This is a genomic window from Vibrio splendidus, assembly GCF_003345295.1.
Classification (GTDB): Bacteria; Pseudomonadota; Gammaproteobacteria; order Enterobacterales; family Vibrionaceae; genus Vibrio; species Vibrio splendidus_K.
Genome location: NZ_CP031056.1, coordinates 143964 through 158762, shown reverse-complemented (window position 1 = coordinate 158762; position 14799 = coordinate 143964). Strand labels below are relative to the sequence as shown.

Genomic DNA, 14799 nt, shown 5'->3' with positions numbered 1-14799 from the left:
CAAGCCTCATTATAATTAAATTAAGAGGCTTGTTTAATGGCTTTATATTGGTGACGCTTATTGCTCGATAATCTTAGTAATAAACAATACCTTCGCCTTTTGTAATCAGAGTACCAGCTTCATTGGTGATTATTTTATCTAAATCAAATAATGAACCAATCGCCGCATTACCCAATCCAGCTTCAACGAATTTACAAACGGCATCAATTTTTGGCCCCATAGAACCAGCAGGGAATGAAAATTCTGCTAAACCAGCAGGCGTTGCTTGCTTCATTTCTGCTTGGTCTTCTTTACCATAGTTACGGAAAATCGACCCATCGGTTAAGATAATAAATAAGTCGGCATGGATTTTTTCAGCCAGTAGTTCAGCCGTAAGATCTTTGTCAATTACGCACTCTACACCACTACTCTTACCTTGCTCAATACTCACGGGAACACCGCCGCCGCCACAAGCGATAACAAGGTTTTCTGTATCTAGAAGTGTTTCAATTTGCTGAATTTCAACAATGCTTTTTGGCATAGGAGAAGGCACAACGCGTCGGTAGTACTCGCCATCAGCTTTAAATTGCATTGTGCTTTGAGCCATTAATTCTTTAGCTCGTTGCTCTGTATATACAGGGCCAACAAATTTAGTCGGGTTAGCAAACGCAGGGTCTTTTTTGCATACTTCAGTTTGCGTGACTAGCGTCGCTACGTCTAATTCAGGGTCAATGTTTCTTAACTCTTGTTGTAACATGTAGCCCACCATGCCACAGGTTTGAGAGCCGAGTACATCCATTGGGTATGGGGTAGTCTCTGGCGAATATTCGCTATAAGCCGCGTTTTGTTCCATCAACAAACCTACTTGTGGGCCATTACCATGAACGATAACAATCTCATGCTCGCGTGCGATTGCTGCAATACTCGCCGCTGATTTGATTATATTTTCACGTTGGTTCTCAGCCGTTAATGCTTGGCCTCTTGCTAAAAGAGCGTTACCGCCTAAAGCTAATACTATCCGCATGATAATGTCTCCGATCATTTAATAATGATTTTATTTATTTTACGTAGGGATTAACCGCTTGTTTATAATTAAACTCAAGCTTATTAATAACAATGACTAGGTTTTTTAATTACTCTTAAGTAATTGACATGCCGAGATAGTATGGGAAAATAACTGTTCTAAATGTGATAGCTATCAAATTATCATTTCACTAGAAATAGAGCTGTGGGAGCGGAAATTATTATAATTCGATTAAATATCCATAAGCTGGGATACAATCCAGTGGTGGACTCTTTTTTTGTATAAATGATTCGTCTTTAGTGAATATTATCTCAGCCAAAAAAATGAATAATTTAACATTTTTGTTTTAAATATGACGTTCAGATCTCATTAAGAACTTTAGAAACGGTACGGGGCAAAACTGAGGTGGGGGTTCACGAGCTTAAAGAGTAGTTTAGATTCGGTTTTTATTGGCCAATCAAGGGCTGCTTAAAGTGTTCAGTGTTTAATGCTTCTCCCGTTGCTTGCTTCACTCAGTCATCGGTTTTCAATCGGCTGCCTTTACTCTAGATGTTATCTGACAGCCAAGTGAAAATTGGAGATAGCTCGCCACGTTCTTGGTCTAAATACTAAGGCGAAACAACACGCTTTATCTCTTCCAAAACCTCGGCGTTAGCAATGGCACCGAGATTTTCTACACTCTTGCCATTGATCACCTGTTTCACCGCCAGTTCTACCAGTTTTCCTGAGCGTGTTTTTGGCACGTCGCTGATCGCAAAAATTTGGCTTGGCACATGCCTTGGTGAGCATGATGATTTGAGCTTCCTCTTGATGGCTGTCAGTAACGTTTCATCTAGACTCACACCTTGCTGCAGTTGAACGAACAACCAGATCTGCTCATTGCGGTCGACATCTTTACCCACAGCGATGGAGTCTATGATGCCCTCAATGGTGTTCACTTGTTGATAGATTTCAGCGGTACCAATTCGCACGCCACCAGGATTGAGTGTGGTGTCACCTCGTCCATAGAACAGGTAGCCACCATGCACGCTCTGTGCGACTTCGTCACCGTGATGCCACACATTATCGAATCTATCCCAATAAGTGCTGTGATAGCGCTCTCCGGTGTCATTCCAGAAGCCAACAGGGAAGTTGGGTAGGGAATTTACACACACCAGTTCGCCGCGTTCGTGATTGACCTTTTGACCCGACGAATTGAACACCTTGATGTCGACGCCAAGCCCGGCCTGTTGGCACTCACCGCGATACACAGGCGAGATAGGGTTGCCTAAAACAAAGCAGCCACAAATGTCCGTACCGCCAGAAATGGACGCTAAATGCAGGTCTTGTTTGATGTGGTTGTAAACATAATCAAACTGCTCTGGGTAGAGCACAGAACCCGTCGAGCACAGTGTTCTCAAATGAGGAAGCGAGTGACTGTCGATCGGTGAGAGTTCCGCTTTCTCAATCGCCTCTAGATACTTGGCTGAAGTGCCAAATGTCGATACATCAGCTCGCTGCGCTAAATCCCACAGAACGTTAGGTTGCGGATAAACTGGGCTACCATCAAATATCACCAAACACGCACCACTGGCGAGCGCAGAGACGTGCCAGTTCCACATCATCCAACCACAAGTGGTGTAGTAGAACACGCGATCGTTTGGCTTTATATCACAGTGAAGTTGATGCTCTTTTAGGTGATTGATGGTAGTGCCGCCGACAGAATGCACAATACACTTTGGCTTGCCCGTGGTGCCAGAAGAGTAGAGTACAAACAGAGGTTCATTGAAGCCGACACGAGTAAATCGAAGAGGTTTTGGTTGATAGTAACTAATGATGTTTTTCCAGCTTTGGATCGACACATCATGTTCAACTTTGTTTTTCTCTAAATCGCGCTTCTCTAAATGGCTCTTCTCTAAATCACGAGTCGGTTTCAAATAATCGATCTCACACACCTGTTTTAATTCGTTTAAGTGCTCGATGATTTCACGGTTTTTGTCCGTCATATCGAACGTTTTGCCATTGAAGGTGTAGCCATCGCAGGTGAACAGCACCTTTGGTTTCACTTGGCCAAAGCGCTCAATCACACTCTCGACGCCAAAATCAGGCGAGGTTGACGTCCAAATTGCGCCTAAGCTGGTGGTTGCTAACATCGCTATTACGGTTTGTGGTAGGTAAGGCGTATAAGCGGCAACCACATCGCCTTGTTGAACGCCACAATCCACGAGCCACCGTTGAATACGAGAGATTTCTTCAGATAGGGTTTGCCATGTATAACTCTGTTGTTCACCTCGCTCATTCTCAAACCAAATCGCAAGCTCGTTTGGCAACGTTTTTGATGAATGCAGCAAGTTTTCGGCATAGTTTACATGAGCATTCGGGAACCATACCGCATCGCGATTCGATTTTGGTTGCTGCCAGCGGCTCTCGCCTTGAGTTTTTATGAGCTCTCTTTGTGCGTTATCAATACTGTCCTGCGACCCCACCATTCCACAAAACTGCCATACGTTCTGCCAAAACGACTCGGGATGTTCCACAGACCATTGATGGAGATCCGTGTAGTTTTTCAATTTCCGTTCGAGTATGCCCTGCTGATCGAGGCTATCCATAAATCGGGTTACGTTGGCGTGTGCGATACGCTGGTCGCTAGGTTGCCAAATTGGCTTATTGCTCTCGTGCATTCCTTTACCTTTAACAAAAAGTTAACGATTTCAGTCTGGTATTTAGGTTTTACAAAGTCAAAAGATCAGCAAAATAAGGGGATTTCGGAATTGTGTAAATAAAATGTTACACGATCGCTTGTTTCGAAAAATAGCGCAAATTGGCGGATATAAGGAGTGGAGATAGGCTTAAAGGGAGACATTCGAAAGGAGGTGTGTAATGACTCAATATCATTCTAAGCCCGTGAGCCAAGAGGGATGGGTTGAGTGGAGCCTCGAAGAAGACGCCATTTGGCACGACTTAGTGAGAAGGCAACTGGACGTCATTAATGACCGCGCATGCGATGCCTATTTGCACGGTTTGACCCTGCTGGATCTGCCATTAGACAGAGTTCCCCAGCTTCCAGAGATAAATAAAGTGCTAATGGAAACAACGGGTTGGCAGGTACAGCCTGTACCTGCGTTAATCGATTTCGACCGTTTCTTTGATTTGCTCGCCAACAAGAAATTCCCAGTCGCGACATTTCTGAGAACGCGAGACGAGTTCGATTACTTACAAGAACCTGATTTCTTTCATGAAATTTTTGGCCATTGTGCCATGCTGACTAATGCCGATTTTGCGAAATTCACTGAGCATTACGGAAAATTAGGCCAAGCAGCGACAGCCAAACAACGCGCGTATCTTGCCCGTTTGTATTGGTTTACAGTCGAGTTCGGTTTAGTAAAAGAAGGTCATAGGCTGAAAATCTATGGCGGCGGCATTCTTTCGTCTCCGGCGGAAACCATGTATGCGTTGGGAGGGGACTTGGCCGTTCGTGAGCGGTTTGACCTGCAAACCGTGCTAAGAACGCCTTATCGTATCGATATTATACAACCGAAATATTACGTGATTGATGAGCTGTCTGAGCTCTTCAAAATCAGTCAGGAAAACCTATTGCAGCAAGCAGATCTCGCTATAGACGAGGGATTACTACCACCACTTTTTGAACCTAAGGAACCAACACATGTTGAATGAACAAAAATGCGAAGCCTGCAGTATCGACGCGATTGCCCTCAATAAAGATGACCAACAATCTTTACTGTTGGAGCTATCTGATTGGCAGATCATGGAAAGAGATGGCATCCCACAGCTTGAGAAGGTGTTCAAGTTTAAGAACTACAAACAAGCATGGGCATTCAGCAATAAAGTGTCAGAGTTAGCAGAAGAAGAATTCCATCACCCTTCGATCTTATTGGAGTGGGGCAAAGTGACCGTAACGTGGTGGAGCCACTCAATCAAAGGCCTACACAAAAACGACTTCATCTGCGCTTCACGCTGCGATGTGTTCTCGGTGAGTGAATAGTCCTTCTGGGCTGGAGAAGTACTTCTCCAGCCTCAATGATTTGAATATCCCATTATTCGACTCACTTTATGATTTGAATAATAATCTTAAACGGCTCATAATGTGATTTGAATAAGTGTGACTTTCGCATCATGGGGCGTAATATGTGGATTTGGCAGCAAGATAATTGGCCAAACTTTGTTTGGGATAATCAGAAAATAGGCGTGAGGTTAAGAGAAGTACGGCTTAATCAGGGCATTCTATTAGGCAAGATAACCTCTCAATCCGCAGATCAAACGCAAACAATGCTCGATACTTTGCTAGCTAACATTGTCCACTCCAGTGCGATAGAAGGAGAAAAGCTGAATGCCTTCTCTGTTCGTTCTTCTTTAGCCAACAAACTTGGCGTGAGTGAAGAGCGACCTTTTCCTACGACAGAACAAACCGATGGTTTAGCTGAAATTATGTTGGATGCGGTGCAGAACCTCACAGAGCCACTAGCGCTTGATAGGGTTTTGCATTGGCACGATAGGCTGTTTCCTCAGGGCTACACCATGTTTAACCCTGTAGTTGGAGGTCAGCTACGAGGTGACGCTCCGATGCAAGTGGTATCAGGAAGAATTGACCGCCCAACTGTGCACTTTGAAGCGCCTAGCCGAGACATTCTTGATGCTGAGTTAGATACATTTATCACATGGTTTAATGATTCACTTACCGACGCTACACTCGATCCCTTACTTAGAGCTGCGATAACTCACCTTTGGTTTATTACCTTACACCCGTTAGATGATGGTAATGGTCGTATTACTCGATTGTTGACCGACTTGGCGTTAGCACAGGCCGAGCAGCAGTCGGTACGTTTCTATGCGATGTCGGTGGGGATTCTCGCTAACCGCAAGCATTACTACGAGATATTGGAGCGTACCCAGAAAGGGGGGCTCGATATCAGCGATTGGTTGATGTGGTTCTTAGATACGTTAGACGAGACGTTTACAGGTGTTTTTGCTGAGGTCGATCAAACGGTTTATAAGACCAATTATTGGCGAAGTGTTGATCAAACCAAGCTGACGGCAGAGCAAGTAAAAGTGTTGAATAGGATGCTCGATGGTGATTTTTCAGAAGGTATAAATGCTAGTCAATATAAAAAGGTAGCAAAGGTAAGTAGTGCCACTGCAACACGTCATTTGAACGCTTTGATTGAGCATGGCTGCTTAGTCAAATCTGGTTCTGGCGGACGAAGCACCCGCTATCTATTGCCTGAGTAGGGTTTATGCCTTTGATGTATCTCAGGGTAAGTTTGACCTAGCTATTAGCGACCACATACCCCTGCTCTGCTTTCAATTTAGCGTATCAAAAACTCATAAATCTCAAAAGAATAATGTTATGCAACTGCAGTTCTATATTGGTATTATGATACTTTGATAAGCGTGATGAATCGAGTTAAATGATGCAGTTAGATGAGTATATTAAAGAGACGTTAGTACAGATAGTAAAAGGCGTGAATGATGCTGCTCAAGAGGTTTCTTCGTTAGGTGGCACTGTTAATCCTCATGCAACGTTTATTGATGTTGGTTTTGATGTACACCCTGAAAAGCCACCAAAGCAAACTATTAAATTTGATATAGCAATCCAAGTAAAAGAAAGCACTGATGTTGATGCTAGCGCAAAAGCCAAATTATCAGTTTTCTCTATCGGAGGCGGTATTAAAAACTTAGATGAATCAAACATTGCTCATAGAGTCACTTTTGAAGTTCCTTTAGACCTCCCTTGCCAAGCTTTTACTAATATAGAGTAAGCGTGTTAGTTATGCTGCTGCTTTTCTCGAAATGCAGCAGTATTGGCCATACAAAGATAACATTTACCCCCCTACTTTTTATCTTGTAACGGCTCTTTAGCCAAACGCACTTTCCCAAACTAGCTTGACCTGCATCAGTGACTTGTTGCTTTCTCGTCCGACAACCCCCTCTATTGCTCATAGTATTGGTTTTATGAGGCTGCTCTATGATATATTTCTCGGCCAAGTGTATTACAGACGAAGGCTAATAATGTCTATCAACCTTTCACTCCTTCCACCCAGTGAGAAAAATAAAATCGAACTGGATAAGCAGGCATCGTTTCTTGTATGGAAATTGAAGCAGGCGAAATGTGGCCCTGAAGCCATTGTTGAAGAAGCAATGAAGCTAGGTGACCCAGAAGAAAAGGCTTGGTTTGATCAGTCTGTAGAAAAATACAAACGGGTAATGGGTGTCGCATAAACGCACATAAACCTTACCCAGCAAAGCTGTAGAATTGAAATGACACAGTAATTTGCTAGAATTTGCTCCGTTAATTGAATCAGAGAGAAGATCCCGATGGGAAGAAGTTTTGAAGTGCGCAAGGCCTCAATGGCGAAAACTGCAGGCGCAAAAATTAAAGTTTATTCTAAATACGGTAAAGAGATTTACGTACTGGCTAAGAACGGCAGCTCTGACCCAGACATGAACTTACCTCTTAAGCACCTGATTGCTAAAGCTAAGAAAGACCAAGTACCAGCTCACGTTATCGACAAAGCGATCGATAAAGCGAACGGCGGCGGCGGTGAAGACTTCCAACCAGCTCGTTACGAAGGTTTCGGCCCTGGTGGCACAAGCGTAATCGTTGACTGTCTAACTGACAACGGCAACCGTACTTTCCAAGACGTTCGCCAATGTTTCGTTAAAACTGGCGCGAAAATCGGTGTTGAAGGTACTGTTTCTCACATGTTCGCTCACCAAGCTGTATTCCAGTTTGCTGGCGAAGATGACGAGATCATCCTAGAAACGCTAATGATGGAAGACGTAGACGTGACTGACGTTGAGCTAGAAGACGGTGTTATCACTGTATTCGCTCCAACGACTGAGTTCTTCAAAACGAAGACTGCACTACACACTGCGTTCCCGGAGCTAACTCTGGACGTTGAGGAAATCACTTTCGTTCCTCAAACAACTACGCCAGTAGCTGAAGAAGATTCTGAGAAGTTCCAGAAGTTCTTAGACATGCTTGACGACTGTGATGACGTTCAGCAGGTTTACCACAACGCTGAGCTATAATATCAATCTATAATTGATAGCTTTGCTCTTGTGAGTAGAATGTAGAATACAAAAAACCGAGCCTAGTGCTCGGTTTTTTTATGCCGTTGATTCAGAGATAGAAGAATTTGAAAGCGTGCCTCTGAGTGTTGGCTGTTTTCTTTGGTCTGCTTCTGTGATTGCTTACTGTTTTTATTCACTGTACCCGTTCGTAGTATCTGTTCGGAACCGCTGGTCGAATTCTCCTTGATCATCGTTCCATGATAGCGACATGATCCGCCTGGCCTCGTGATCGACTTAGTTAGTCGTTTCAGTTGAAATTAATGGGTTAGGTATCGTTTTAGTTCTTGGCTTACATATCCACGCTGCTAATTTTCGAATCAATGGCAGTACGGTTAGGTTAAGTGTTAATGCGCAAGGCCAAGCAATAAAGAAGCTTTGTAGCCAAATAGGCGGCCATTCGTGGCTGAACCCCATTTTGTAGCCTGAGATAACCCCAGACATAATCATTGCCATGGTCAGGGAAGATAAAATAGCAGTTACCCAAAATTGTTTATTGTTCATTGTATGTTTCTCCCGTGATTTTCTGTTGTTGATGAGATAAAGTTACATCTATCCATTAATGAGAAAAATAGGCACATATAGAAGTATGAATTCCATATTTGGAAACATTGATGATCTGTTCTTATTCTGTGCAGTGGTTGAAGAGGGTTCTTTGCTTTCGGCATCGAAACGCCTGCAATTACCTGTGTCGACCATGTCGCGTCGATTAACCGCATTGGAAGAGCGCCTGAGTATCCGACTTTTAGAAAAGAAAGGTCGTGAGTTGGTGGCCACTAAAGATGGCGAGGCGGCCTTTGCTGCGTTGAGCAGCGGTATGGAGTCGCTGCATCAAGGATTCAGTAGCTTGTTGGAAGAGCGCGATGCGATTCAAGGTAAGATAAAGCTTGCAGTGCCTCATAACTTCTACAGTGGCTTTCTACGTTCGACCATTGAGCAATATCTTGTTGAGTATCCCAATGTGCAGCTTGATTTAACTCTGAGTCAGCAGCAAGTGGTTCCTCAAACTGATCGTGATTTGTTGATTACGTTTAAGATTTCCGACATGGAAGGCATGATTGCTCGGCCACTGTTTAAAGCCAAGCACGGTTTCTTTGCGAGCCCAGATTATTTGGATTCCCACAGTGCGATTAAAAATCCAGGTGATCTAGAGCACCACGACTGGATTAATGTCGATGATGTTTTTGATATGCCGCTCTACAAATCCGACCGCTTAGAGCAGATGGTGACGATTAAACCGAAGTTTATTGTTAATGACATCAATGCTGTGGCCGCCGCAGCGTTGAAGGGGTTGGGGCTTGCTTCACTGCCTTTTCGCCATGTATCTCCAGATATGAATCTGATTCAAGTGCTCCCTGAGTATCATCGGGGTGATCGCCAAGCGTATTTAGTGTACAAAGAAAGAAAATATCAGCCAAAGGCTTTGACCCTGCTTATCGATGCATTGATTGAGAGTGTTCGATCTTTCCATAGTGATGACTTGGTCAAATAAAAGGAGAAAGGAATGAAAGTAAGTTTTATCGGGCTAGGCGTTATGGGTTTTCCAATGGCAGGCCACCTAGTCAAAGCCGGTTTTGAAGTAACGGTATTTAACCGCACTCATAGTAAAGCGCTAGACTGGGCTGATAAACACCAAGGTAAAGCCGCAGAAAGCGTAGCTGAATGTGTAGCAGATGCGGATGTTGTACTTGTCTGTGTTGGCAACGATGACGACGTACGCAGCATGACGACCAGCGAAACAGGCGCACTAGCAGCAATGAAGCCTAACGCGATTCTTGTCGATCACACCACAACGTCTGCAGTACTGTCTGAAGAGCTTGAAATTGCATCGAAGGAAGCAAATGTTCGCTTTATGGATGCACCAGTGTCTGGTGGCCAAGCGGGCGCAGAAAACGGCGTGCTAACCATCATGTGTGGTGGCGAACAAGATTTGTTTGATGACCTTCAACCTGTGTTCAAAGCTTACGGTAAGTCGTCGGTTCTGATGGGTAAAGTAGGTCAAGGCCAACGCACGAAAATGGTCAATCAGATCTGCATCGCAGGTGTATTGAATGGCCTTTCTGAAGGCTTGGTACTTGCTGAGAAATCAGGTTTGGACATCCCAACTCTGGTTGATTGCCTTAAAAACGGCGCAGCTGGTTCATGGCAGATGGAAAACCGCGCCACCACAATGGCGCAAGACAAATTCGATTTCGGTTTTGCTATTGATTGGATGATCAAAGACTTAGGCTTCTGCCTAGATGAAGCAGAGCGCCAAGGTATCCAGCTTCCGTTGACTGAAAAGACTAATAACGCTTACAAGGCATTGTCTGCCGAAGGACAAGGTCGCATGGACACTTCAGTATTGATGAAAGCTGTCGTTGAAGAAACTAAAAAGTAGAAGAAACGAAGAAACAGTCGCAGCGAAGAAGCCGTAAAAGCTTTGCTTAGATAACTAAAAATAGCCGCTGATTAGCGGCTATTTTTGTTTGCGTGAAACGATAACGAGCCTTTTTAACTCGTTTCGGGGCACTAACTATCTAGATTAAAGCATGACCCTTTTAATCACGTCATGAACGGCAAGGTTTAGAGGGCTTTGGCGATCGACAAGACGCATGCAGGACACAAGGTTTAGATCGATTCTAAACTCTTTGGGTGGCTCTATGGTATTAAGCGAAGCATCCTTCCAACTATCGCTTAATACGCAGGCGTGGTCACCCTGTTCTAGAATTTGCCTCGCAACTGAAAAGTTGTCTACCGTGATACTGATGTGTGGCTCAATCCCACTACTTTTCAACATTTCTAAATATCGGTAACGATCTTCATTCCAGCCTTGGCTTCGGATCTTGATAAAAGGCAATTGCAACGCCTCTTCCCATGTTAATTGCCCCAATGACTTTGAAACAGCAATCACCAGTTGATCGGCCATGATGCGTTTCTGGAAGATATTCGTACTGCGGTCTTCATTTAAAAAGTGCACACCTAGAGTGATGTCACCCTCTTCTAACTTTTGCTCTGTATCTGATGCCCAAGTCTTCAGTTCTATTTGCGCTTTGGGAAACGTTTTCGAGAGTTCCCTAAATAGATCAACACCTGAAAACTCCAGTGTGTAGGCGAAAAAAGCAAGAGTGATTGGCCCATCATAGGTGGCAGAATCGAATGTCACAGGTGAAGTCGCAGAGTGCATCAAGGACAAGGCGTGTTCAATATTGGGCAAAATAGATTTGCTATAATGTGTTGGCCTTAGTCCTTCAGTGGTGCGTTCGAAAAGTGGGTGCCCTAATTGATCTCTGAGCTTGGTCATTTGCTTGCTGACTGCGCTCTCAGAGATCCCTAGCTTTATCCCCGCCCTTTTCAGGCTGTTCGACTGACACAGCAATACAAAAGTACGCAGCAAATTCAGGTCTATACTTTCCATTTGGGCAAGTCCTATTTTCCACACTTTCCTTTTGGGAAGTATAAAGTAATCACTATCGGCAGAGCAAATAATACTCTTCCAAATGACATTCACTTTGAAATATAAAGGTCGCTATTATGAAAAAGCTATTCCCTCTTACTGCTGTCGCTTTATTCTCAACCAGCGTTTTTGCAACGCCAACTATCGTCACGGAAGATAATTTTGCTCAGGCATACACCAACATGCGTCTCGGTGCAGTCGTAGAAAAAGCCGGTGGTATTAATACATTCTTTGAGATGCCAGTGCCGAGCAGCGTTCCAGAAGAGCAGTTCGTTGTACGAATGAATCGAGACACTTTTTATTCCGTTTCTGTCATCGATATGTCGAACGATGATGTCTACGTGACGGTTCCAGAAACTGACCAATATGTGTCACTGCAAGTCGTGGACGAAAACCACGAGACTCAGCCAATGATCTACGGTTCAGGTCGTCATAAAATCAGTGCAAAAACCGACCACGCATTTGTCATTGTCCGCGCTCTTGAAGATGACGCACGCCGTAACCTGAAGATTGAAACAGGCAGTGAGAAGCCGTTTGAAGTAAAAGAGTGGGACATGGCGTCGTTCAGTACCACGGATAAAGCTGGCAACATCGATTTCAGTGACGGATATGACCAATCAAAGGCGTTTGGTAACAAAGAAAGCGGCCAAACTGATTATATGAATTATGTTGGTGCAGCTGGCGGTTGGGGTGGCGCGATGGTCGAAGACAATATCTATCAAACCAGCCAGTACTTCGATGCGAATGCATGTTATGAGACGACTTTCAAAGATCCAAAGGCAGGCTCATTTTGGTCCGCGACCGTATATAACGCTGATGGACGAATGTTTAACGATAAAGCCAATATTTCGAGTGAAATGGTCCCCGTTATGAATAGCGATGGAACCTACACTCTCCGTTTTGGGTGTGAAGGTCAGCCAAACAATATCCCAACGATGGAAGGTAATAAGACCGGTAAATTTAATGTTCTTATACGCCATTACAACCCGAGTGAGCCAGTTAGCAAAGGCGAAAAAGGTTACAATCCAGCGACGATGATTAAGAAAGTCGGTTAATCATTGTCGTCAAACTGATGCTATCAAATGTAGTGAACTAACATAATCCATTAAAAGCGACGTGATATCGAATAAGCAAGAGTGCTTTGAAGGTGTCACGGGCTTTTTCTTATGGTTGTTTTCAAATCTGATTAGATAGAGCCAATATTTTTGCTGCCCTCCCACTGATAGATTTTAATCAAATTAAATGGTCCATAAAGAGTTAGCTCTGATCAAGGCTTGAGTTGAAAAGTGTCAGATTGTGTTCTTACAAACTTCCTTTATTCTTTTTCCACTCGCCATTTTTGTTTCCCTACTCACGCCTCAGCTCAACTATTCGCTCCTTTTTATTATCATTCGTCGGATTGATAAAACTGCGTGACAGTTTGTGATTTACCTTTCAACGTAGATGAAACTGAACGCCAAGGCATTCAACTTCCGCTAACTGAAAAGATAAATAACGCATACAAGTCGCTGCCTGTTCAAGGACAAGGCAGCATGGATACATCACTACAGATGAAGCGTTGATTTTGAAAATCACAATTGGGCAGTTATTTGCTCTCATTTCACTCAGCGTAATCGTTCAATCGTTTTCACCTATTGAATCTATCGTTATTTCCCATTAAACAAATGTAAACATTGAAGTTATATTCTTGGTGGGCAGAAAAGAGCTTTTGAATATCCATTAACCACTCGACTGGTTTAATGGTTAGCACGCATTGGAGAGCAACCATGCAGATGTCAAAAAGCTTTTTATTAATTTCAGTTGGTTTAGCCAGCACGTCTCTACAGGCTCAAATCCTGACCAGAGACAACGGTGCACCAGTAGGTGATAACCAAAACTCCATAACAGCAGGTGAGAATGGCAGTGTATTACTGCAAGACGTCCATCTGATCCAAAAATTGCAGCGTTTTGCCAGAGAACGTATTCCTGAGCGTGTTGTTCATGCTCGTGGTACGGGCGCACATGGTGAATTTGTCTCTTCTGGTAATTTTAGTGATTTAACGGTTTCCGCCCCTTTTACTAATAAAGGTAAGGTGACTCCTATTTTCGTTCGTTTTTCGACCGTTATTCACTCAAAAGGATCGCCAGAAACACTTCGCGACCCACGTGGTTTCGCCACCAAATTTTATACTGAACAGGGTAACTGGGATCTGGTAGGGAATAATCTGCCTGTGTTCTTTATTCGTGATTCGATTAAGTTTCCGGATATGGTGCACTCTCTAAAACCGTCTCCAGTAACCAACGTTCAGGACCCAAACCGATTCTTCGACTTCTTTAGCAGTGAACCGGGTGCGACCAATATGTTGACTTGGGTGTACAGTAATTTAGGTACGCCAGCGAGTTACCGCACCATGGATGGCTTTGGGGTTCATGCCTATAAGTGGATCAATAAGCAAGGCGACGTGAACTATGTGAAGTTCCAGTGGAAGAGCCAGCAAGGAATTAAAAGCCTTCGCCCTGATCAAGTCACCGAGATGCAAGGTAAAGAGTTCAACCATCTGACCAATGACCTTTATGCAGAAATTGGCCGACGTAATTACCCCAAGTGGGATCTTTACGTGAAGATATTGTCTCCGGAAGCGTTGATCAAGCTTGACTACAACGGACTGGATGCAACCAAAGTGTGGCTGAATGTACCGGATCAAAAAGTTGGTACTATGACGTTGAACCGTCTACCTGAAAATTTCTTTCTAGACACGGAACAGTCGGCATTTTCGCCTTCGAATCTGATCCCTGGTATCGAGCCATCGGAAGACCGCTTACTGCAAGGTCGCTTGTTTGCTTACGCCGATACACAATTATATCGCTTGGGAGCAAACTTGTTCCAACTACCCGTTAACCGACCGTTAGCGCCAGTGAGCAGCCATAACCAAAATGGGTTGAGCAACAATTCAACGCTAACTCATGGTGATGTGAACTATGAACCAAGCCGTAAGTTGGAGTTAGCTGAAGATACGCAGTTTAAAGCCGTAGAAACCAAGCTGGTTGGTACTGTTCAACAGAGAGCGATCAGCAATCCACGAAACTTCTATCAAGCTGGCGTGCAGTATCGCAACATGAGTGAGCAAGATAAAAGTGATTTAATCGCAAACTTAGCGGGTGACCTAAATAAGGTTATGGATAAAGACGTTAAGGAAATAATGGTGAGCTACTTCTATCGTGCAGACAAAGAGTATGGAACGCATTTGGCTGAAGCAACTGACACAAGTCTCTCACAAGTCAAAAAACGCTCTCAAGAGAACAATTAGGCAAC

General features: G+C 43.9%; 14 protein-coding genes and 1 pseudogene. 11 read left to right on the top strand and 4 right to left on the bottom strand.

The genetic code is table 11. The features are described from left to right. Positions 1 to 73: 73 nt before the first annotated feature. Positions 74 to 1003: a carbamate kinase gene (locus tag DUN60_RS16685; protein WP_004732606.1), complete on the bottom strand. Its 930-nt coding sequence runs from the start codon at positions 1001 to 1003 to the stop codon at positions 74 to 76. Positions 1004 to 1611: 608 nt separating this feature from the next. Then, a complete protein-coding gene (locus DUN60_RS16680) occupies positions 1612 to 3663 on the bottom strand; it encodes an acetoacetate--CoA ligase (RefSeq protein WP_114634417.1) in 2052 nt (683 codons plus the stop codon). 199 nt (positions 3664 to 3862) lie between these two features. On the opposite strand from DUN60_RS16680, the gene phhA reads away from it, so the two are divergent. The 6 genes from phhA (at position 3863) to DUN60_RS16650 (ending at position 8032) form a co-directional block, all read left to right on the top strand. Further along, positions 3863 to 4657, top strand: coding sequence for a phenylalanine 4-monooxygenase (phhA, locus tag DUN60_RS16675; protein WP_114634416.1), 795 nt, complete (start codon positions 3863 to 3865; stop codon positions 4655 to 4657). After that, positions 4647 to 4985: a 4a-hydroxytetrahydrobiopterin dehydratase gene (locus DUN60_RS16670; protein WP_114634415.1), complete on the top strand. Its 339-nt coding sequence runs from the start codon at positions 4647 to 4649 to the stop codon at positions 4983 to 4985. Before phhA ends, DUN60_RS16670 begins: the two co-directional genes overlap by 11 nt. Positions 4986 to 5128: 143 nt before the next feature. Next, on the top strand, positions 5129 to 6229 hold the full coding sequence (locus tag DUN60_RS16665) for a Fic family protein (protein WP_114634414.1): 1101 nt from the start codon (positions 5129 to 5131) through the stop codon (positions 6227 to 6229). A gap of 179 nt (positions 6230 to 6408) precedes the next feature. After that, entirely contained in the window at positions 6409 to 6759 is a 351-nt protein-coding gene (locus tag DUN60_RS16660) for a hypothetical protein (RefSeq protein WP_229647570.1), read from the top strand. Positions 6760 to 7009: 250 nt separating this feature from the next. Further along, a complete protein-coding gene (locus tag DUN60_RS16655; protein ID WP_004732615.1) occupies positions 7010 to 7219 on the top strand; it encodes a DUF3283 family protein in 210 nt (69 codons plus the stop codon). A gap of 96 nt (positions 7220 to 7315) precedes the next feature. Continuing rightward, positions 7316 to 8032, top strand: coding sequence for a YebC/PmpR family DNA-binding transcriptional regulator (locus DUN60_RS16650; RefSeq protein ID WP_004732617.1), 717 nt, complete (start codon positions 7316 to 7318; stop codon positions 8030 to 8032). A 276-nt stretch (positions 8033 to 8308) separates the two neighbouring features. On the opposite strand, the gene DUN60_RS16645 is transcribed toward DUN60_RS16650, so the two are convergent. Next, the gene (locus DUN60_RS16645) at positions 8309 to 8575 is read right to left on the bottom strand and encodes a DUF2798 domain-containing protein (RefSeq protein ID WP_065206511.1); all 267 of its coding nucleotides are present in this window, start codon (positions 8573 to 8575) and stop codon (positions 8309 to 8311) included. Between the two features lie 85 nt (positions 8576 to 8660). On the opposite strand from DUN60_RS16645, the gene DUN60_RS16640 reads away from it, so the two are divergent. Both DUN60_RS16640 and DUN60_RS16635 read left to right on the top strand, forming a co-directional pair. After that, the gene (locus DUN60_RS16640) at positions 8661 to 9563 is read left to right on the top strand and encodes a LysR family transcriptional regulator (protein WP_065206510.1); all 903 of its coding nucleotides are present in this window, start codon (positions 8661 to 8663) and stop codon (positions 9561 to 9563) included. A gap of 12 nt (positions 9564 to 9575) precedes the next feature. Further along, positions 9576 to 10451 (top strand): NAD(P)-dependent oxidoreductase, encoded by an 876-nt coding sequence (locus DUN60_RS16635; RefSeq protein WP_114634413.1) that lies wholly within the window; start codon positions 9576 to 9578, stop codon positions 10449 to 10451. Positions 10452 to 10595: 144 nt separating this feature from the next. On the opposite strand, the gene DUN60_RS16630 is transcribed toward DUN60_RS16635, so the two are convergent. Next, positions 10596 to 11468 (bottom strand): LysR family transcriptional regulator, encoded by an 873-nt coding sequence (locus DUN60_RS16630; protein WP_114634412.1) that lies wholly within the window; start codon positions 11466 to 11468, stop codon positions 10596 to 10598. 116 nt (positions 11469 to 11584) lie between these two features. Between DUN60_RS16630 and DUN60_RS16625 the strand changes: the two genes are divergently transcribed. The 3 genes and pseudogenes from DUN60_RS16625 (at position 11585) to katE1 (ending at position 14794) form a co-directional block, all read left to right on the top strand. After that, complete coding sequence (locus DUN60_RS16625; protein ID WP_114634411.1) at positions 11585 to 12562, top strand: DUF1254 domain-containing protein; 978 nt, start codon at positions 11585 to 11587, stop codon at positions 12560 to 12562. A gap of 369 nt (positions 12563 to 12931) precedes the next feature. Then, a pseudogene (locus tag DUN60_RS24465) lies at positions 12932 to 13069 on the top strand (NAD(P)-dependent oxidoreductase); the annotation flags it as partial. A gap of 204 nt (positions 13070 to 13273) precedes the next feature. After that, complete coding sequence (gene katE1 / locus DUN60_RS16620; RefSeq protein ID WP_162808232.1) at positions 13274 to 14794, top strand: catalase KatE1; 1521 nt, start codon at positions 13274 to 13276, stop codon at positions 14792 to 14794. Positions 14795 to 14799 lie beyond the last annotated feature (5 nt).

What these genes read in the sequence shown, in the direction of transcription:
- DUN60_RS16635 (WP_114634413.1), top strand. Translation starts at nt 9,576, where the DNA reads ATGAAAGTAAGTTTTATCGGGCTAGGCGTTATGGGTTTTCCAATGGCA.
- DUN60_RS16665 (WP_114634414.1), top strand. Translation starts at nt 5,129, where the DNA reads ATGTGGATTTGGCAGCAAGATAATTGGCCAAACTTTGTTTGGGATAAT.
- DUN60_RS16685 (WP_004732606.1), bottom strand. Translation starts at nt 1,003, where the DNA reads ATGCGGATAGTATTAGCTTTAGGCGGTAACGCTCTTTTAGCAAGAGGC.
- DUN60_RS16655 (WP_004732615.1), top strand. Translation starts at nt 7,010, where the DNA reads ATGTCTATCAACCTTTCACTCCTTCCACCCAGTGAGAAAAATAAAATC.
- DUN60_RS16630 (WP_114634412.1), bottom strand. Translation starts at nt 11,468, where the DNA reads ATGGAAAGTATAGACCTGAATTTGCTGCGTACTTTTGTATTGCTGTGT.
- DUN60_RS16640 (WP_065206510.1), top strand. Translation starts at nt 8,661, where the DNA reads ATGAATTCCATATTTGGAAACATTGATGATCTGTTCTTATTCTGTGCA.
- DUN60_RS16660 (WP_229647570.1), top strand. Translation starts at nt 6,409, where the DNA reads ATGATGCAGTTAGATGAGTATATTAAAGAGACGTTAGTACAGATAGTA.
- DUN60_RS16670 (WP_114634415.1), top strand. Translation starts at nt 4,647, where the DNA reads ATGTTGAATGAACAAAAATGCGAAGCCTGCAGTATCGACGCGATTGCC.
- katE1 (WP_162808232.1), top strand. Translation starts at nt 13,274, where the DNA reads ATGCAGATGTCAAAAAGCTTTTTATTAATTTCAGTTGGTTTAGCCAGC.
- DUN60_RS16680 (WP_114634417.1), bottom strand. Translation starts at nt 3,663, where the DNA reads ATGCACGAGAGCAATAAGCCAATTTGGCAACCTAGCGACCAGCGTATC.
- DUN60_RS16650 (WP_004732617.1), top strand. Translation starts at nt 7,316, where the DNA reads ATGGGAAGAAGTTTTGAAGTGCGCAAGGCCTCAATGGCGAAAACTGCA.
- phhA (WP_114634416.1), top strand. Translation starts at nt 3,863, where the DNA reads ATGACTCAATATCATTCTAAGCCCGTGAGCCAAGAGGGATGGGTTGAG.
- DUN60_RS16625 (WP_114634411.1), top strand. Translation starts at nt 11,585, where the DNA reads ATGAAAAAGCTATTCCCTCTTACTGCTGTCGCTTTATTCTCAACCAGC.
- DUN60_RS16645 (WP_065206511.1), bottom strand. Translation starts at nt 8,575, where the DNA reads ATGAACAATAAACAATTTTGGGTAACTGCTATTTTATCTTCCCTGACC.